Source organism: Martelella sp. AMO21009 (genome assembly GCF_053484295.1).
In genome coordinates, this window is sequence record NZ_JBAKFR010000002.1 from 337,714 (window position 1) to 357,166 (window position 19,453).

Below are 19,453 nucleotides of genomic sequence, written 5' to 3' on the forward strand. Positions count from 1 at the left end.
AAGCGCGGAACCGTCGCTGGCTGAAGGGCGGTTTACAAACGCCCCTCAGAGTATTGAAAAAGCCTGCCCCACACGCTTCCGTCACCCTCGGGCTTGTCCCGAGGGTCTAAGCACGTGTCACCACGACAGGCGTCTCGGGCGAAACACGTTTGGACATCAATCAATGACCAGCCGCCAACTCCGCTCGTATTGCGCGGTGATTAGATCCTCGGGACAAGCCCGAGGATGGCGTCCGACGGGGGGGGCGGCTTTGTTGCCAAAGTGGGGGGACGCCTCGAGAGCGCCCCTCCCATAGCTACACTTTACTGGGCCAGAACGAACGGGCCGGTATAGTCGTCGACATTGTCCTTGGTGATCAGCAGGCAATCGAAGAGCTGCTTTTCGGCGTCGACGCCGGTGCTGCCGGTCCGAATGAAGGAGTCCGCCTGCTTGACGGCTTCCTTGGAGAAGATCGCGACAGGCTGCAGCACGGTGTATTCCAGTTCGCCGGCCTTGATCGCGTCCACGGCATCCGGAGAACCGTCAAAGCCGCCGACCTTTACGTCTTCCAGACGGCCGGCTTCCTTCAGCGCGGCGATCGCGCCAAGCGCCATCTCGTCATTGCCGCTGATCACGCCGATGATGTCGGGATGGGCCTGAAGCAGGCTCTGCATCTTGTTGTAGCCCTGGGTGCGGTCCCAGTTGGCGACATCCTGACCGACCTTGACCAGATCCGGGTACTGGCTCAGCACGGTTTCGTAACCGTTCGAGCGGGTCTGGGCGTTGTTGTCGGAAGGCGCGCCGAACAGTTCGACGTAATTGCCGCTGTCGCCGACATCTTCCACCCACTGCATCGCGCCAAGCGCTGCGCCCTGGGCGTTGTTGGAGACGAGCTGCGACTTGGCAAGGCCTTCCTGGTTGATTTCGGCGTTGACCAGGAACACCGGAATACCGGCATTGACGGCCTTGCGCACAGCGCCCACCGAGCCGTCGGCATTGGCCGGGTCGAGAATGATCGCGACGGCCTTGTTGGTGATGGCGGTGTCGATCAGGTTGCTTTCGGTGTTGGTGTCACCCTTGTGGGCGGCAACCGTTGCCGAATAGCCGAGGTTTTCGGCTTCCGCCTTGGCCACTTCGCCTTCCGTGTACCAGTAGGGGTTGGACGGATCGTTGACGATGATCGAGATCAGGCCGTCGGCCATTGCCGCGCCCGCGCCAAGCGGAACCGCGATGATGGCGGCTGCCATGGACATCAGAAACTGTCTCTTATTGAACATGGTATTCTCTCTCCCTTGGTTGAACAGTTCAATGCTTCTCATATGCCGGTTGCCCGGCGGGTTTTCCGCGCTCTATCAAGCCGTTTTGGTCTTGGCCCCCGCGGCGGAAGGGGTATTGGTCGAAGCGTCGCCATCGGCCGGCTTAGCGGCCCTGCGGCGTCCGTACTGGATGCTGTTGAGCAGCACCGCGAGAATGATGACCGCACCGGTAAAGACGGTCTGCCAGTAGGACGACACGCCGATGATCACGAGACCGTCGGACAGGAAGCCGATGACGAAGGCGCCAAGCAGCGTGCCGCGGACATTGCCGCGTCCGCCCGTCAGCGCCGCGCCGCCGATCACCACGGCGGCGATCGCGGTCAGCTCATAGGTGGTGCCGGCGGTCGGGCCGGCCGAGGTCAGCTGCGAGGACAGGACGAGGCCGGCGATCGCGGCGCAGATGCCGGAGAGCACATAGACCGAAACCGTCACCCGCTTGACCGGAACGCCCGAAAGCTCTGCCGCGCGGGCGTTGCCGCCGGTGGAATAGACCCAGCGGCCGAAGGCGGTGCGGGTCAGAAGAATGCTGCAGATGATCGCGACAACCGCCAGCACCAGCACGCCGATCGGGACGTTGAACAGGCGATTGAAGCCGAGCCAGTCGAAACCGGTATTGCCGAGCTCCGGCTTGCCGCCGAGATTGTTGTAGGTCAGCCCGTTGGTCATCAACAGTGCCGCGCCGCGCGCCACATAGAGCAGGCCAAGCGTCGCAACGAAGGCGGGCACCTTGAAGAAGGCGATCAGCACGCCGTTGATCGCGCCGATGAAAGCGCCGACAAGGCAGGTCAGGATTACCACCACCCAGACCGGCGGAAACAGCACCACGCCGAACATGTCGAGCTGGACGCCCTGCATCAGAAAGCCGGCGATACAGCCCGCAAGCCCGAGCGTGGAACCGACCGAAAGGTCGATGCCGCCCGTCAGGATCACCAGCAGCATGCCGATCGCGAGCAGGCCGAAGATCGCCACATGCGACGACATGATCAGGAAGTTGTTGGTCGACAGGTAAACCGGCGACAGCAGCGAAAACACCACGATGATCGCGATCAGCGCGAAGAACGCCCGGCCTTCCAGCAGAATGCGCCCGAGGCTGAAGCCGCCGCGCCGGCCGGAGCTGGAGGATTTTTGAACTTGACGTGTGTCGGTCATTATTATGCTCCGAAAGTTTACGCTGAAATCACGCGGCCACGGCTTCGCCGGATGCGGCCATGATTTCCTCTTTTGATACCGACGGGTCGAACTCGGCGACGATCTGCCCGCGCGCCATGACGATGATGCGGTGGGCGACGCTGAAGCATTCGCCGACTTCCGAGGTGGAATAGATCACCGCGAGGCCGCGCTCGGCGCGTTCCCCAAGCAGCTTGAACACTTCCGCCTTGGCGCCGATGTCGATGCCGCGCGAAGGCTCGTCCAGCAGCATCACGCCCGGATGGGTGGCGAGCATCTTGCCAATCACGACCTTCTGCTGGTTGCCGCCCGAAAGCGAACCGATCGGCGCGCCGCCGCCATCGGTCTTGATGTGAACATCGCCGATTGCGCCCTCGACGATGCCGCACTCGGCCTTGCGGGAGGTGAAGACCCGGCGGGTGAAGGTCGGGATCGAGGCGAGCGAAAGGTTGCGGCCGACCGTCATGGTCTGCACCAGCCCGTCGCGTTGCCGGTCTTCCGGCACCAGCACCAGCCCGGCCTCGATCCGCTGGGCAATGCTGAGATGCGACACGTCCTCGCCTTCGAGAAGAATCTGTCCGCCGACGCTGCGGCTGCGCCCGGCAATGCATTCCAGCATTTCGGTGCGTCCGGCGCCCATCAGCCCGTAAATGCAGACGATCTCGCCGGCGCGCAGGTCGAGCGAGAGATGATCGACGGCAAGCCGCCCGGTGCCGGAGGCATCCTCGACGCAGAGGTCGCGCAGCGACAGCTTCACATCGCCGAATTCATAGCCGGTCGGCGGCGAGCCGAGGTCGAAATTGTCGCCGACCATGTTGCGCACGATCCATTCTAGATCGATATCCTTGCGCTCGCCGAAAGCGGTCATGGTGCCGTCGCGCAGGACCACGGCATGGTCGGTGATCTGCAGCGCTTCTTCCAGATGGTGCGAAATGTAGACGATCGAGACGCCCCGGCTTTTCAGGTCCGCGATCACCTTGAACAGCACCTCGACCTCCGAGGCGCTGAGCGCCGAGGTCGGCTCGTCCATGATCAGGATGCGCGAGTTGACCGAAAGCGCGCGGGCGATCTCGACGATCTGCTGCTGGCCGAGGCGCAGATCCTCCACCGGCGTCAGCGGATCGATGTCCTCTTCCAGCTCCTCCATCAGAATGCGGGTCTGGCGCTCTTCCTCGGCGAAATCGACGCCCTTGGCGGTGCGGATCTCGCGGCCCATGAAGATATTGTCGCGCACATTCATGTTGGGCGCGAGGCTGAGCTCCTGGTGAATGATCGAAATGCCCTGGGACGCCGCATCGGCGGCCGAGCTGAAGGTCACCGGCGCGCCGTCGAGAATGATCTCGCCGGAGGTGGGGCGCACGATGCCGGACAGAACCTTCATCAGCGTCGACTTGCCGGCGCCGTTTTCGCCGAAAAGCGTGGTGACGCTGCCGTAATGGACGTCGAAATTGACGCCCTTCAGGGCATGGATGCTGCCATAGGACTTGGCGATGTTGCGGGCGGCGAGGACGACCTCGTCCCTGCTGCGCGGGCTTTCGGTTGTCCTGGTCATTCTACGCTCATCTCCACCGGCGTGACGAGCCAGCTCTTCGGATTGATCAGCTTGAAGACGCCGGTGACGGAGATCGTCTTGCCGGAAAGGTTCGCGGTGTCGATATCGGCGAGCACTTCCTTCTTCATCTCGTTGTTGAGCGCGGAACCGGCATCCTGATACTCGATCTGGTTCTTGAACTGGCCAAAGGCGATCGTGCCGGTGGCATCACGCAGGTCGGTGCCGTTGATCGCCGGGCCGGTCTGGACGCGGATGGTGATCTCTTCCGGCACGCCTTCAACGGCGACCGGGTAGATGCCGCTCTTGGCCTCGCCGGCAACGCCGGTGAAGCTGACCGGCATCACCGCGCCGATCCCGGCCTTCACGCCATATTTCTCGATCGCCGTGTCCTTGTCGGCGGCAATGTCGCTGGCAAGCGTTGCCGCATCGACGGCCCGATCCTCGACGCTTTTCTGGACAATGGGGAAGTTTTCGGCGCCGAAGGCTTCCGGCGAGAAACCGTCTTCCGTCACATGCTCGGCGGTGCCGATGCGCACGACCTTGGTGTCGAAGGCCATGGCCGCGACGACGACCACGACCGCGAGCGTGCCGATGATCATCGGCAGTTTCGAGCCGCGCGGACGGGCGGAGGGGGCGGAAGAAGGGTTTGTGGTTTGTGCACTCATCAGGAGGTGACCTTCAGACGCTGGAATTTTGAACATGAAAGCGCGCCGCCAGCCCCGCGGGCAGCAGGCGACGCCAGAAGGCGGACACGGCAGATTGATGGCAGTGTTGGCATCAGGTCGCTCCTCCCTTGCGGCTCCTTGATGGCGCGCCTTCGCAACGTCCTCTCGCTGCTTCGGCACGGCTGGCTGAACCGGTGACCACGGATAACAGTTCGTGTTATCGCTATGTTATCTATTCGGCAAACTATGTTATAATTAAACTTGGCTGTCAATCACCGGGATCAAAATCCGGTTGTCAGGCATTCGTTCGCCTTCGGATTCGGGCCTTTCCCAACACGCTATTTCATATATTTCCGGCGCTCAAAGGCAGTCTATGCGGCATGCCTCGTCGTGCAACATCATGTTCGCTTCATTGACAGAATGCGGTTCTGATGAAATAAATTGCCATAAATATAAAAAATTACAAAAAGGGAGAGAGTATGGCGCGAGCGGGTCGACGGCGCGATTTTGACGAGAGCATGGCGCTGCGCGCCGCGTGGCTTCATTACGGCGGCGGGCTGACCCAGGCCGAGGTCGCCGCGCGTCTGGATATCTCCACCGTCAAGGCCCATCGGCTGATCGCCTGGGCCAACCAGAGCGGCGCGGTGAAGGTTTCGATTGATGGCGATGTCGCCGAATGCGTGGCGCTCGAAACCCGGCTTTCGGAAGAATTCGGCCTGACCCATTGCGAGGTCGTGCCCGATCTCGGCGAACGCGGCATGCCCTTGAGGGCGCTCGGCATCGCCGGCGCGCGCTTCATCCGCCAGGAAATCGAATCCGAGCGCTCCGACGTGATCGGCGTCGGCCATGGCCGCACGCTCGCGAGCGCGGTGGACGCGCTGCCGCGCATTACGGCCAACGGGGTGCGCTTCGTGTCGCTGATGGGCGGGCTGACGCGCAACTACGCCGCCAATCCCCACGATGTCATCCACCGGCTTGCCGAAAAGACCGGCGCCTCCGCCTATGTCATGCCGATCCCGTTCTTCGCCAACACGGCCGCCGACCGCGAGGTGTTTCTCGCCCAGCGCGGCGTGTCGCAGATGATCGACCTGGCGGCCCGTTCCGATCTGATGCTGGTCGGCATCGGCACCGCCAATCCGGGCGCGCAGCTCGTCGCTTCTCACATGATCGATGTCGCCGAGATCGGCGAGGTGCAGGAGCGCGGCGGCGCGGGCGAGGTGCTCGGCCACTTCTTCGACCGCGACGGCCAGCTTGTAGAGACGTCGCTTTCCGCCCGCACGGTGTCGCTCGACATCAGCGCGCTGGGCAAGCGCCGGATCGTCGCGATCGCGGGCGGCGAGGAGAAACTCAATGCCATGGCCGCCGTGCTGCGCAGCGGCACGATCAGCGGCCTGATCACCGACGAGGCGAGCGCTGCCGCGCTTGCGGACGGCAAGGTCGGGTAGGGAGGCAGCATCATGGCCAGTTACAACGGACGCGGCGATATTCTGATCGGCATCGATGCCGGCACCTCGGTCATCAAGGCGGTCGCCTTCGATCTCGGCGGCCGGCAAATCGCCGAGGCGGCGGTGAAGAACCGCTATCGGACCGGCGGCGATGGATCCGCGACACAGTCGATGGAAGAAACCTGGGATGACTGCGCGGAAGCGCTCCGGCATCTCGGCGAAAAGGTCGAGGGGCTGGCCGCCCGCACGGCGGCGATTGCCGTCACAGGGCAGGGCGACGGCACCTGGCTTGCCGATGGCGACCACAGGCCGGTCGGCGATGCCTGGCTGTGGCTCGATGCCCGCGCAGCACCGACGGTCGACCGCCTGGAGAAGACAACCGGCGCGCGCGCCCGTTTCGAGGCGACCGGCACCGGTCTCAACACCTGCCAGCAGGGCGCGCAGATGGCGCATATGGCGGCCACCCGGCCGGAGCTTCTGGCCAATGCCGCGGTGGCGCTGCACTGCAAGGACTGGCTCTATCTCAATCTTACCGGTGCACGGGCGACCGATCCTTCAGAGGCGAGCTTCACCTTCGGCAATTTCCGCAACCGCGCCTATGACGACGGCGTGATCGAAGCGCTCGGCCTTCGTGATTTCCGGCATCTGCTGCCGGAGATCGTCGACGGCACGGAGGTCACGCATCCCCTGAGCGCCGATGCGGCGAGCCAGACCGGGCTTCTTGCCGGAACGCCGGTCAGCCTCGGCTATGTCGACATGGTCATGACTGCCCTTGGCGCTGGCGTCTATACTGGCGATGCGGGCACTGCCTGTTCCACTGTCGGTTCGACCGGGGTGCACATGCGCGCCGTCCATGCATCGGGCGTGCGGCTCAACGACGACAATACCGGCTATGTCATCGCGCTGCCGGTCCCGGACATGGTTACCCAGGTCCAGACCAATATGGCCGCGACGCTGAATCTCGACTGGATTCTGGAGGTTGGCCGCGGGCTTCTCGCCGATATGGGCGTCGAGGTCTCGCACCGCGATCTGGTCTCCAAAATTGACGACTGGCTTCCACGGGCGAAGCCGGGCGCGCTGCTCTACCACCCCTATATCTCGGAGGCCGGCGAGCGTGGGCCGTTCATCAATGCCGATGCTCGAGCCGGCTTCATCGGCCTTTCCGCCGGTCATCGCTACCCCGATCTCGTGCGCGCGGTGGTCGAGGGCCTCGCGATGGCGGCGCATGATTGCTACGCCGAAATGGGCGATATGCCGGGCGAACTCCGCCTCACGGGCGGGGCCGCCCGCTCGCGCGGCCTGCGCAGCGTGTTGTCGGCGACGATCGGCGCGCCGGTGAGGGTTTCCGCGCGTGAGGAGGCTGGCGCTGCGGGTGCCGCCATGATGGCGGCGGTCGCGATCGGCGTCTATCCCGATATGGAGCGCTGTATCGGCGAATGGGTCACCCCCCTTCTGGGCGAGGCCGAGCGCCCCGATCCTGCGGCAACCGCGCTCTATCAGCGACGCTATCCGACCTATGCCGCCGCGCGGCGCGCGCTGGAACCGATCTGGAATGCAATGGCGAAGGATCGCCGCGCCGAACGCGATGGCGCGGCCGGTGCCGCCGCCAATGAAAGGACATCGAAATGAGCGAAGCCGGGATGATCGATCTGTTTGTGATTGGCGGCGGGATCAACGGCGCGGGCATCGCCCGCGATGCCGCGGGCCGCGGCCTTTCCGTGGTGCTCTGCGAAAAGGACGACCTTGCCGAGGGCACCTCGTCGCGCTCCGGCAAGCTGGTTCATGGCGGGCTGCGCTATCTCGAATATTACGAGTTCCGGCTGGTGCGCGAGGCGCTGATCGAGCGCGAGGTGCTGATGAACAATGCGCCGCACATCATCTGGCCGCTGCGCTTCGTGCTGCCGCATTCGCCCGATGACCGGCCGGCCTGGCTGGTTCGCCTCGGCCTGTTTCTCTACGACCATCTCGGCGGCCGCAAGAAGTTGCCCGGCACCCGCGTGCTCGATCTGAAGCGCGATCCTGTCGGCGCGCCGCTGCTCGACAAATATACCCGCGGCTTCGAATATTCCGACTGTTGGGTGGACGATGCCCGGCTGGTGGTGCTGAACGCCGTCGACGCCGCCCGCAAGGGCGCCACCGTTCTGACCCGCACCCCTTGCGTTTCCGCACGGCGCGAGGATGGCGGCTGGACGATCGAGACCAAGGACGCGATGACAGGCGAGACGCGGACCTTCCGGGCGAAGATCCTGGTCAATGCCGCAGGCCCCTGGGTGAACGATGTCGTGCGTCGCGTCGCCGGCTCCAACTCCAGCCGCAATGTCCGCCTCGTCAAGGGCAGCCATATCATCACCGAGAAGTTCTGGGAGGGGCCGCACAGCTACCTCGTCCAGAACCACGACAAGCGGGTGATCTTCATCAATGCCTATGAGGGCAACAAGGCGCTGATCGGCACCACCGACATCGCCTATGAGGGCCGCGCCGAGGAAGTGCAGGCCGACGAGGGCGAAATCCAGTACCTGCTCGATGTGGTCAACCGATACTTCAAGCAGAAGCTTACGCGCGACGATGTCGAGGAAACCTTCTCCGGCGTCCGCCCGCTGTTCGATGACGGCCAGGGCAACCCCTCCGCCGTGACCCGCGACTATGTGTTCGATCTCGACGAGACCGGCGGCGCGCCGATGCTCAACGTCTTTGGCGGCAAGATCACTACGTTTCGCGAGCTTGCCGAGCGCGGCATGCACAAGCTCAAGAAATTCTTCCCCGGCATGGGCGGCGACTGGACCGACAGCGCGCCGCTGCCCGGCGGCGACATGGAAAACGCCGATTACGAGACCTTCCGCGACAGGATGAAGACCGACTATCCGTGGATGCCGGCCGCACTGCGCCGCCATTATGGCCGGCTCTACGGCACGGCGATCGCGGATATCGTCGGGTCGGCGGACAGTCTCGAGGGGCTGGGCCGTCATTTCGGCGGCAATCTCTACGAGGCCGAGGCGCGCTATCTTGTCGAGAATGAATGGGCCCGCACCGCCGAGGATGTGCTGTGGCGGCGCACCAAGCATCGCCTGCACCTGAGCGATGCCGAGCAGGCCGCCTTCACCGTCTGGTTCGACGCCGAACTGAAGTGAATTCAAAAAGAAAGGCCTGGGCGATGCCGCTGACGCTTTCCCTGAACACAAATCCGCTCGTCAACCGCTTCGCCGATCCGGTCGACCTGATCGAAACCACCGCGCGCGACCTTAAACTGCGCGATCTTCAGCTGACCCATGAATTCATCAACCCGTCCTGGCCGGCCCCCGTCATCCGCCGGCTGACGCGGGCCATGGACGGCGCGCTCCAGCGCACCGGCGTCCGGGTGACGTCGGGCATGACCGGCCCTTATGGCCGGCTCAACCATTTCGGCCATCCCGACCGCGACGTCCGGCGCTATTATGTCGACTGGTTCAAGACCTTCGCCGATATCATCGGCGATCTCGGCGGTACTTCGGTCGGCACCCAGTTCGCGATCCTCACTTTTACCGATTACGACGATCCGAAGCGGCGCGAGGAACTGATCCGGATCGCGATCGACTGCTGGGCTGAAGTCGCCGAGCACGCCAAGGCCGCCGGGCTTTCCTACATCTTCTGGGAGCCGATGTCGGTCGGCCGCGAATTCGGCCATACGATCGCGGAATGCATGGCGCTGCAGGATCGTCTCACGGCCGCCGATATGGCGGTGCCGATGTGGATGATGGCCGACATCGACCATGGCGACGTCACCTCCGACAATCCGGACGATTACGATCCCTATGCCTGGGCGCGGGCGGTGCCGACGGTCTCGCCGATCATCCACATCAAGCAGAGCCTGATGGACAAGGGCGGCCATCGCCCGTTTACCGCGGCCTTCAACGCCAAGGGCCGGATCCAGCCCGAACCGCTGCTGGCCGCCTTCGCCGAAGGCGGCGCGCGCGACAATGAAATCTGCCTCGAACTCAGCTTCAAGGAGCGCGAGCCCAACGACCGCGAGGTGATCCCGCATATCGCCGAAAGCGTGGCCTTCTGGGCGCCCTATATCGATACCGGCGCCGGCGACCTGAAGATCTGAGGATCGCGGTTTTCGAAAAAGAACTGGCATTGCGGCGCCCTGGCGACCAGTTGCGCCAGTTTGTCGCAGTCGAGAGCTTGCCGGTCTGGCCGTAGGGCTCATTGATATTCTATGCCAATTCCGGCGGCGTTCTGATGAACGTCAAAATCCCAGTGAACCCGCGATGGCAAGATTAATAATTCAAATTTAAAATATATGCGCGGCATTCTTGTAATTTCGCGGTGTCGATTATATCGTTTCTCCATCAAAGATTTGAAGGCCGGACCAGGACTGCTCCTGCCTGTGCCAATGCCGCCGTCCGGTGGAAAAGTTTTAAATTTGGAGGAAACCATGAGCGCTAAAGTCATTCCCGTCGTCACCCGCAGCAGCGAACTCGGCGAACAGACCCTGCAATCGGGCGAATGCGTCCGCAAGTCCGGCGTCAGCCCGCAGCACACGCCCGCCACCAAGATCTGGTTCGGTCGCGTCACCAACGAGCCGGGCCACCGTTCCCCGCCGCATCATCACGAAGAAGCCGAGACCGGCGGTTACGTGCTCTCCGGTCACGGCCGCATCTATTTCGGCGAGGACTACAAGGAATATACCGACATGTATCCGGGCGATTTCGTGTTCGTTCCGCCGTTCATGCCGCATGTAGAAGTCAATATGAGCACGACCGAAGAGCTGGTCTGGCTCACCTGCCGCACCCCGGATAATCTGGTGACAAACCTGCCGGATGTTCCCGACGAGCAGCTTGAGGGTTATCGTCGCGCCTGACTGACGATCCTCAAAGCTGGAGTAGACTATGAAACTGGTACGATACGGTGAAAAGGGCGCCGAAAAGCCCGGAATCCTCGATGCGAACGGCGCGATCCGCGATCTTTCGGGCGTGATCGGGGATATCTCCTCCGAAACGCTGTCGCCGGAGCTGCTTGCCCGGCTTTCCGGCCTCGATCCCGAAACTCTGCCGCTTGTCGACGGCAGACCGCGCTATGGCGCGCCCGTCGGAAAGATCGGCAAGTTCATCTGCGTCGGCCTCAACTATGCCGACCACGCCGCCGAAACCGGCAAGGCGCCGCCGCCCGAGCCGGTACTGTTCGCCAAGGCGACGACGGCGGTCTGCGGCCCGAATGACGACGTCGAAATTCCACGCGGCTCGTCGCGCACCGACTGGGAGGTCGAGCTCGGCATCGTCATCGGCAAGCGGGCGAAGTATGTCACGGAAGACGAGGCGCTTTCGCATGTGGCCGGCTATGTTCTCGTCAACGATGTCTCCGAACGGGAATTCCAGTCGGAACGCGCCGGCCAGTGGATCAAGGGCAAGAGCCATGACACGTTCGGCCCCACGGGCCCGTGGCTGGTGACGCCCGACGAATTCGAGGATATCCAGAATCTCGACCTCTGGCTCGATGTCGATGGCGAACGCCGCCAGACCGGCAATACCCGCACCATGATCTTCTCCGTAAAACACCTCGTCAGCTACATTTCGCAGTTCATGACGCTGGAGCCCGGCGACATCATCTCCACCGGCACGCCCCCCGGCGTCGGGCTGGGCATGAAGCCGCCGACCTTCCTCAAGGAAGGCCAGATCGTAACGCTTGGCGCGGCCGGGCTTGGCGAACAGCGGCAGAAGATGGTGCAGGCATGAGCTTTGCAAAGGCAAAGGCGGCGCTGAACGATCTCTCCGGCAAGACCGCGATCGTCACCGGCGCCGGGCGCGGGCAGGGGGCGGTGGAAGCCGCCCTTCTGGCCGAGGCCGGTGCACGAGTGATGCTGTGCGACGTGCTGGTCGAAGAGGGCGAGGCCGAGGCTGAAAAGCTGCGGGCGGCGGGCCATGACGCCCGCTTCCTGAAGCTCGACGTCACCTCCGAAGCCGACTGGCAGGCGGTGATCGACGCCGTGCGCGACTGGACCGGCGGTCTCGACATCCTCGTCAACAATGCCGGCATCATCAATCGCAAGACGATCGCCGACATGAGCGTTGATGAATGGCGCAAGGTGCTTGATGTCAACGCCACCGGCGCATTCGCAGGTCTCAAGGCGGCGCTGCCGTTGATGGCGGAAACCGGCGGCGGCTCGGTCATCAACATCTCGTCCAACAGCGGCTTTTCCGGCCATTACGACCCGGCCTACACCGCCAGCAAATGGGCGCTGCGCGGGCTGACCCGCACGGCGGCGATGGAGTATGCCGAAAAGGGCGTGCGCGTGAACGCGATCTGCCCCGGCCTGATCGTCACCGACCTCAACCGCAACTCCCCGCATCTGAAGCCGATGATCGAGATGACGCCGATGGGCCGCAGCGGCGAGGCCGAGGAAGTGGCCCAGCTCGTGCTGTTTTTGGCCTCTGACGCCTCCGCCTTCATCACCGGCGAGGATTTTGTCATCGACGGCGGCTTCACCGGCGGCGCGGCCTACCGCCGCGTGGCGCGGGAGACAGGGATTTACTGAGGGGCTGTGTCGCGGGGAGGGGCTGCTTGCCCTCACCCGGCGCATACGCGCCACCCTCTCCCCTTCGGGGCGAGGGGGAACCGTGCTGCGTTTTCGGAGCAAGCGGCAAGGCAGAGCCGCGCCGTCTTCCCCTTCTCCCCTTGGGGAGAAGGTGGCCGAAGGCCGGATGAGGGGAGCGGCCTTTCCGCGGGTGAGGAACGAGCGGAACGGCTCGCCTCGCCTACGAATGCGGCTTGTGGCGGATATCCATCATGATCGAGATTGCGCGGGCGATGTCCGGTTCGGCGATTTCGGCGAAGATCTCGTCGATCCAACCGCGATGGACGGCGGTGGCCTCGTCCATCAGCGCCTTGCCCTTTTCCGTAATGCGCACCAGAAAGGCGCGGCGGTCGGTCTCCTGGTTCTCGCGCTCAACGAGACCGTCGGCGACCAGCTTCTCGATCACGCCGGTGACATTGCCGTTGGAGACCACGAGCTGCTTGGAAAGCTCGCTCATGCGCATGCCCTCGGGGGCCGCGTGAAGTGCTGCCATCACGTCGAACCGCGGCAGCGTCATGCTGTAATTCTCGCGCAGCCGCTCCCTGAGATTGCCCTCCACATGGCGCACCGCCTTAAGCATCTGCAGCCAGAGGCGCACGCGCTGGGTGGCAAGGGCCGGGTCTTTGACTTCATGGGCGGTCATGGCGGATTCTCTCTTCTTCCGTAACCGCTCTAGCCGCATTTGCTTCAAACCTCAACCAGATTGCGGCAAGTCTTACCCGGCGGGGATCACTGCGGTCGCCTCGATCTCCACCTTGGCCGCGTCTTCCATCAGGGCCACGACCTGAACCACGGCCATGGCCGGGAAATGGCGGCCCATCACCTTGCGGTAGACCAGGCCAAGCTCCTTGAGGTTGTCGAGATATTCGCGCTTGTCGGTGATGTACCAAGTCAGCCGCACGACGTGCTCCGGCCGGGCGCCGGCTTCGGCGAGCACGGCGACGATATTGCGCAGCGTCTGTTCGAACTGGCCGACGAGATCGTCGTGTTCGAATTCCTGCCGGGCATTCCAGCCCACCAGTCCGCCGGTGAAGACCATCCGGCCCGTGGCGGCCATGCCGTTGGCGTAGCCGCGGGCGGGGACCCAGCCTTCGGGCTCGAGAAACTGATGCGGCGATTGCGAATACGATGTCATGCCTGAACTTTCAAATACGAACCTGATGGGCGGTCTTTCCGCGGTGTTTAAGTGGGCGGCGGGCGAATTCATACCTCGCCCCCCGAAATCGAAATCGCCTGTCCGGTGACCATGGCGGCCCCGTCGGAGGCAAGCCAGAGCACGGCCTCGGCCACATCCTCCGGCGGCACCAGCCGCTTCATCGGATTGGTGGCCTCAAGGGCAGCCCGCGCGTCCTCGGCGCTGCGGCCCGTGGTCTCGACGATACGGGCGATCGAGCGCTCGGTCATCTCGGTATCGAGAAAGCCGGGGCAGATGGCGTTCACCGTGATATCCTTGCGGGCATATTCGAGCGCGGCCGATCTGACCAGCCCGACGACGCCATGTTTTGCTGCCGCATAGGGCGCGACATAGGCATAGCCCTTCAGCCCGGCAGTGGAGGCGATCGCGATCAGCCGGCCCTTGCGCCCTGCCATCGCCTTCGCGCCCTCGCGCAGCGTCAGGAATGCGCCGGTGAGGTTGACGGCGATCATCGCGTTGAAGCTTTCAAGCGTGGTCGCGGCGAACGGCGCGCTCTCGGATGCCCCGGCATTGGCGACAACGATATCGAGCGGCCCGGCGGCGGCAAACAGCGCGGTCACCTGCGCCTCATCGGTGATGTCGCAAGTCATCGCCGAGATCGCCTTGTGGCTTTCGGCCACGGTCTCGAGCGGTTCGCGCCTGCGCCCACAGATGATCACCTCGGCGCCGGCATTGGCGAGCGCGCGGGCAATCACCGCGCCAACGCCCGAGCCGCCGCCGGTGACCAGCGCCTTTTTGCCGGAGAGCGTCATGACATCGCCTTCGCGCGTTCGGCAAGCGTATTGGCCTGCCGGCGGCCGCCCTCATAGGGCGCGGGCCATGCCTGTTCGGTGTCGCCGAGTTCGACGGCGGCGTGGAGCGTCCAGTAGGGGTCTGCCAGATGCGGGCGGGCGAGCAGCACCAGATCGGCGCGGCCGGCCATCAGGATCGAGTTGACGTGATCGGCCTCGTAGATATTGCCGGCAACCATGGTCGGCAGGTGGATGTCGTTGCGCACCCGGTCGGAGAACGGCACCTGGAACATGCGGCCATAAACCGGCTGTTCGTCCTTGGTGGTCTGGCCGGAGGAGACGTTGATGGCATCCGCGCCGGCGTCCTTGAAGGCTTCGGCGATCCTCAGCGCCTCGTCGGGCTCGACGCCCGCCTCGCCCACCCAGTCATGGGCAGAGATGCGCACCGTCATCGGCTTTTCGGCCGGCCAGACCGCGCGCATAGCGGCGAACACTTCCAGCGGGAAGCGCATGCGGTTTTCAAGGCTGCCGCCATATTCATCCTCGCGCCGGTTGGTGACCGGCGAGATGAAGGAGGCGAGCAGATAGCCGTGGGCGGCATGCATTTCCACCATGTCGAACCCGGCCGCGTCGGCGGCCTTCACGGAGGCGACGAACTGGTCGCGCACCCTGTCCATATCCGCCCGGTCCATCGCCTTCGGCGTCTGGCTTTCGGGCGTGTAGGGAATGGGCGAAGCGGAAATCAGCGGCCAGTTGCCGTCGACAAGCGGCATGTCCATGCCTTCCCAGGCAACCCGGGTGGAACCCTTGCGGCCGGCATGGCCGATCTGGGCGCAGATCTTTGCTTCGGTCTCGGCGTGGACGAAGTCGGTCAGCCGCTTCCAGAGCGGCACCTGTTCATCGGTGATGCAGGGGCAGCCGGGCGTGATCCGGCCTTCCGGCGAAACGCAGAGCATTTCGGTGAAGACGAGGCCTGCGCCGCCCTTGGCGCGTTCGGCATAGTGGACGAAATGCCAGTCGGTCGGCATGCTGTCCTTGGCCTTGTACTGCGCCATCGGCGAAACCACGACGCGGTTCTTGAGTTCCATGGCGCGCAGTTTGAACGGCGCGAACATCGGCCGTCGCGTCGACTGGCTGCCGGCCTGTTTCTGAAACCAGGCTTCCGCCGTCGCCAGCCATTCGGGATCGCGCAGGCGCAGGTTTTCATGGCCGATGCGCTGCGAGCGAGTCAGCAGCGAATAGTTGAACTGCATCAGGTCGAGGTCGAGATAGCGCTCCACCTCCTCGAACCATTCGGTGGAGTTGCGGGCAGCCGAAGTGACGCGCAGCACCTGCAGCTTGCGCTCGGCCTCGTAGTCGTCCAGCGCCTTTTCGAGCGGCTTGCCGGAATTGAGCTCGTCGGCAAGGGCGGCGGCACTTTCCATGCCGAGCTTGCTGCCGGAGCCGATCGAGAAATGCGCGGTCGCCGACGCATCGCCGAGCAGCACGACATTGTCGAAGTGCCAGTTTTCGCAGACAACGCGCGGAAACCGGATCCAGGCCGAACCGCGGATGTGGTTGGCATTGGTCATCAGGCTGTGGCCGTCCAGGTGACGGGCGAAGATCTTTTCGCAGGTGGCGATGCTTTCCTGCTGGCTCATCTGGCCAAAGCCATAGGCCTCGAAGACCTCCGGCCCGCATTCGACGATGAAGGTCGCGGTGTCGTCGTCGAACTGGTAGGCATGGGCCCAGATCCAGCCCTTGTCGGTCTTCTCGAAGATGAAGGTGAAGGCATCGTCGAATTTCTGCTTGGTGCCGAGCCAGACGAAATGATTGCGGCGCATATCGATCGACGGCTGGAACTTGTCTTCGTAAAGCTTGCGGGTGCGCGAGTTCAACCCGTCCGCGGCGATCACGAGGTCGTTTTCGGCGCGCAGCTTTTCGATGGCGGCATCATCGATCTCGGCTTCGAATTCCAGATTGACGCCGAGTTCGCGAGCGCGTTCCTGCAGCAGGACCAGAAGCCGCATCCGGCCGATGCCGCAAAAACCATGACCGCCCGAGGTCATGCTTTCCTCGCCGCGCACCACCTTCACATCGTCCCAGTAGGCGAAATTATCGCGGATCGACTGGACGACGACCGGGTCGTTGCCCTTGAAATTCTCCAGCGTCTCGTCGGAAAACACCACGCCCCAGCCGAAGGTGTCGTCATGGCGATTGCGCTCGTAGACGGTAATGTCGTGGCCGCTGTCGCGCAGCTTCATCGAGATCGCGAAATAAAGGCCCGAGGGCCCGCCGCCCAGAACTGCGATTTTCATGTCTGGTTTCCCCTGTCGCTGCGTGTGGCGCTTGATGCGAAAATTAATTTGAATTTAAAATAAATTGGGTTTGGGGGTGGTGTCAAGCGCGGGTTTGGCCGGCAAGGACGCCCGGCGCCTTTCTTTTGATCGTCGGAAGACGTACGGCGTGTCGACCTCCCTCACCGGCGTCATCCTCGGGCTTGACCCGAGGATCCATGCACATCGCCACGCGAAAGGAGTTGACAGGCGAGGACAATCGCGGCGCGGTCTCGCCGTGAAGACCGCCAACGCGTTTCGCGACATAGGTGGTTAGATCCTCGGGTCAAGCCCGAGGATGACGCGGAGTTCTGGGCGAGGCGCGGAGAGAGAGGGACGAGGCAATATTTCAATATTGAACTAATAATCCGTCTCCTCTATGGTTCCCATATAACCGCAAAACGCGGCCGATATCAGCCACAATAACAAGGGAGTCCGTCATTGCCGTTTGAAACCTCTCAAGCCCTGCGCTTCGGCGACTGCGATCTCACCGGGATCGCCTATCACCCGGCCTATTTCTCCATGCTGGTGGAAGTCAACCGCGCCATGTTCGCCTCCTTCGGGGTCTCCTGGGAGGAGATGATGCTTAAGCGCAATCTCGGAATGCCGGTGCTGAAGATGGATATCAGCTTCGAAAAGCCCGCGAAATTCGGCGATGTGCTGGATTTTTCCATGCATGTGCGCCGCATCGGCAATTCCTCGCTTGATCTTGAAACCTTCGCCCGCGTCAGGGGCGATGTGATCTGGTCCGTGCGCCAGCGCATCGTGCTCACCTCCACCGAGGATCACAGGTCGCGGCCGTGGCCAGACGATGTCCGCGCCGGGCTGGAGACCTACATGGATCCGCCGGCCTGACAGACAGGAAAACGGGCAGCGTTCACTCATAAAAACAACGGGAACAGACCATGCCTCAGCATCTCCGGCCTTCGGGCCACACCGACAGTTTCGCCCGCGACAACCTGCCGCCTTTCGAGGCATGGCCCGATCTGCTGCTCGAAGGCTTCGAGTACCCGGACCGGCTGAACGCGGGCGTTGAGCTGACCGATGCCATGGTCGCCAAGGGCTTCGGCGACCGGGTTGCGCTGATCGGCAATGGCAGGCGGCGCACCTACAAGGAAATGGCGGACTGGACCAACCGGCTTGCCCATGTGCTGGTCGACGATCTTGGCGTCAAGCCGGGCAACCGGGTGCTGATCCGCTCGGCCAACAATCCCGCCATGGTCGCCTGCTGGCTGGCGGCCACCAAGGCCGGCGCGGTGGTGGTCAACACCATGCCGATGCTGAGGGCCGGCGAGCTTGCCAAATATGTCGACAAGGCCGAGATCGAATTCGCGCTCTGCGACACGCGGCTGATGGAGGAGCTTGTCGCCTGCGCCAAGGAAAGCCGGTTCCTGAAAAAGGTGATCGGTTTCGATGGCACCGCCAATCACGATGCCGAGCTCGACAGGCTGGCGCTGGAAAAATCCGTGCAGTTCGATGCCGTCGATACCGCGCAGGACGATGTGGCGCTGCTGGGTTTCACCTCTGGCTCGACCGGCGACCCGAAAGCGACGATGCATTTTCACCGCGATCTGCTGATCATCGCCGACGGCTATGCGAAGGAAGTGCTGAACGTGACGCCGGAGGATGTGTTCATCGGCTCGCCGCCGCTGGCGTTTACCTTCGGCCTTGGCGGGCTGGCCGTGTTTCCGTTGCGCTTCGGTGCGGCGGCCACGCTGCTCGAAGTTGCCTCGCCGGCCAACATGATCGAGATCATCGAGAAATACCGCGCTACCGTCTGCTTTACCGCGCCGACGGCCTATCGCGCGATGTTGCAGGCGATGGATCATGGGGCCGATCTTTCGAGCCTTAGGGCCGCCGTTTCCGCCGGCGAAACCCTGCCGGCGCCGGTCTACGAGGCCTGGATGGAAAAGACCGGCAAGCCGATGCTCGACGGCATCGGCTCCACCGAAATGCTGCATATCTTCATCACCAACCGGTTCAACGACCATCGCCCGGCCTGCACCGGCAGGCCTGTCGGCGGCTATGAGGCGAAGGTGCTGGCCGAGGACGGCACGGAAGCGCCGCGCGGCACGATGGGGCGGCTTGCGGTGCGCGGGCCCGCCGGCTGCCGCTATCTCGGCGGCGAGCGTCAGGACGAATATGTCCAGGATGGCTGGAACATCACCGGCGACACCTTCGTGCATGACGAGGATGGCTATTTCCACTTCGCCGCCCGCAATGACGACATCATCGTCTCCGCCGGCTACAACATCGCCGGTCCGGAGGTGGAGGCGGCGCTTCTGCGCCATGAAGCCGTCTCGGAATGTGGGGTGATCGGCGCGCCGAACGAGGATCGCGGCCAGATCGTCGAGGCCCATATCGTGCTCGCCGCAGGCCATGCCCCGAGCGATTTGCTGGTGAAAGAGCTTCAGGACTATGTCAAGGCGACGATTGCGCCTTATAAATACCCGCGCAGCATCAAATTCGTGGAGGCGCTGCCGAAGACCTCCACGGGCAAGATCCAGCGGTTCCGGTTGCAGTCCTGAAAGACCGTCC

General features: G+C 63.5%; 17 protein-coding genes. 9 read left to right on the forward strand and 8 right to left on the reverse strand.

Annotated features, from left to right (window positions below; all coding sequences use genetic code 11):
* Nucleotides 1-302: 302 nt before the first annotated feature.
* The 4 genes from V6766_RS03805 to V6766_RS03820 form a co-directional block, all read right to left on the reverse strand.
* Nucleotides 303-1,256 (reverse strand): substrate-binding domain-containing protein, encoded by a 954-nt coding sequence (locus tag V6766_RS03805; RefSeq protein ID WP_448430299.1) that lies wholly within the window; start codon nt 1,254-1,256, stop codon nt 303-305.
* A 75-nt stretch (nt 1,257-1,331) separates the two neighbouring features.
* A complete protein-coding gene (locus tag V6766_RS03810; RefSeq protein WP_448463750.1) occupies nt 1,332-2,444 on the reverse strand; it encodes an ABC transporter permease in 1,113 nt (370 codons plus the stop codon).
* A gap of 28 nt (nt 2,445-2,472) precedes the next feature.
* Nucleotides 2,473-4,014 carry a sugar ABC transporter ATP-binding protein gene (locus V6766_RS03815; protein WP_448463752.1) on the reverse strand — a complete coding sequence of 514 codons (1,542 nt, stop codon included), beginning with the start codon at nt 4,012-4,014 and terminating at the stop codon, nt 2,473-2,475.
* Entirely contained in the window at nt 4,011-4,679 is a 669-nt protein-coding gene (locus V6766_RS03820) for a DUF2291 family protein (protein ID WP_448463754.1), read from the reverse strand. The genes V6766_RS03815 and V6766_RS03820 overlap by 4 nt, the downstream gene beginning before the upstream one ends.
* 479 nt (nt 4,680-5,158) lie before the next feature.
* On the opposite strand from V6766_RS03820, the gene V6766_RS03825 reads away from it, so the two are divergent.
* The 7 genes from V6766_RS03825 (at nt 5,159) to V6766_RS03855 (ending at nt 12,635) form a co-directional block, all read left to right on the forward strand.
* Nucleotides 5,159-6,124, forward strand: a complete 966-nt coding sequence (locus V6766_RS03825) for a sugar-binding transcriptional regulator (RefSeq protein WP_448463756.1) — start codon at nt 5,159-5,161, stop codon at nt 6,122-6,124.
* A 12-nt stretch (nt 6,125-6,136) separates the two neighbouring features.
* Complete coding sequence (locus tag V6766_RS03830) at nt 6,137-7,753, forward strand: FGGY family carbohydrate kinase (protein ID WP_448463758.1); 1,617 nt, start codon at nt 6,137-6,139, stop codon at nt 7,751-7,753.
* On the forward strand, nt 7,750-9,252 hold the full coding sequence (locus tag V6766_RS03835; protein WP_448463760.1) for a glycerol-3-phosphate dehydrogenase: 1,503 nt from the start codon (nt 7,750-7,752) through the stop codon (nt 9,250-9,252). The genes V6766_RS03830 and V6766_RS03835 overlap by 4 nt, the downstream gene beginning before the upstream one ends.
* A 23-nt stretch (nt 9,253-9,275) precedes the next feature.
* Complete coding sequence (locus tag V6766_RS03840) at nt 9,276-10,208, forward strand: TIM barrel protein (RefSeq protein ID WP_448463912.1); 933 nt, start codon at nt 9,276-9,278, stop codon at nt 10,206-10,208.
* Between the two features lie 330 nt (nt 10,209-10,538).
* On the forward strand, nt 10,539-10,964 hold the full coding sequence (locus V6766_RS03845) for a cupin domain-containing protein (RefSeq protein WP_448463762.1): 426 nt from the start codon (nt 10,539-10,541) through the stop codon (nt 10,962-10,964).
* 28 nt (nt 10,965-10,992) lie between these two features.
* A complete protein-coding gene (locus V6766_RS03850) occupies nt 10,993-11,835 on the forward strand; it encodes a fumarylacetoacetate hydrolase family protein (protein WP_448463764.1) in 843 nt (280 codons plus the stop codon).
* On the forward strand, nt 11,832-12,635 hold the full coding sequence (locus V6766_RS03855; RefSeq protein ID WP_448463766.1) for an SDR family NAD(P)-dependent oxidoreductase: 804 nt from the start codon (nt 11,832-11,834) through the stop codon (nt 12,633-12,635). Before V6766_RS03850 ends, V6766_RS03855 begins: the two co-directional genes overlap by 4 nt.
* Nucleotides 12,636-12,855: 220 nt before the next feature.
* On the opposite strand, the gene V6766_RS03860 is transcribed toward V6766_RS03855, so the two are convergent.
* The 4 genes from V6766_RS03860 to V6766_RS03875 form a co-directional block, all read right to left on the reverse strand.
* Complete coding sequence (locus V6766_RS03860) at nt 12,856-13,317, reverse strand: MarR family winged helix-turn-helix transcriptional regulator (RefSeq protein WP_448463768.1); 462 nt, start codon at nt 13,315-13,317, stop codon at nt 12,856-12,858.
* A gap of 72 nt (nt 13,318-13,389) precedes the next feature.
* Entirely contained in the window at nt 13,390-13,809 is a 420-nt protein-coding gene (locus V6766_RS03865) for a RidA family protein (RefSeq protein ID WP_448463770.1), read from the reverse strand.
* A 68-nt stretch (nt 13,810-13,877) separates the two neighbouring features.
* On the reverse strand, nt 13,878-14,621 hold the full coding sequence (locus V6766_RS03870) for an SDR family NAD(P)-dependent oxidoreductase (RefSeq protein WP_448463772.1): 744 nt from the start codon (nt 14,619-14,621) through the stop codon (nt 13,878-13,880).
* Nucleotides 14,618-16,897, reverse strand: coding sequence for a bifunctional salicylyl-CoA 5-hydroxylase/oxidoreductase (locus tag V6766_RS03875; protein WP_448463774.1), 2,280 nt, complete (start codon nt 16,895-16,897; stop codon nt 14,618-14,620). The genes V6766_RS03870 and V6766_RS03875 overlap by 4 nt, the downstream gene beginning before the upstream one ends.
* Nucleotides 16,898-17,356: 459 nt before the next feature.
* Here V6766_RS03875 and V6766_RS03880 point away from each other — a divergent pair, with 459 nt between their 5' ends.
* Both V6766_RS03880 and V6766_RS03885 read left to right on the forward strand, forming a co-directional pair.
* Complete coding sequence (locus V6766_RS03880) at nt 17,357-17,770, forward strand: acyl-CoA thioesterase (protein ID WP_448463776.1); 414 nt, start codon at nt 17,357-17,359, stop codon at nt 17,768-17,770.
* A gap of 50 nt (nt 17,771-17,820) precedes the next feature.
* A complete protein-coding gene (locus V6766_RS03885) occupies nt 17,821-19,443 on the forward strand; it encodes an AMP-binding protein (protein WP_448463778.1) in 1,623 nt (540 codons plus the stop codon).
* Nucleotides 19,444-19,453 lie beyond the last annotated feature (10 nt).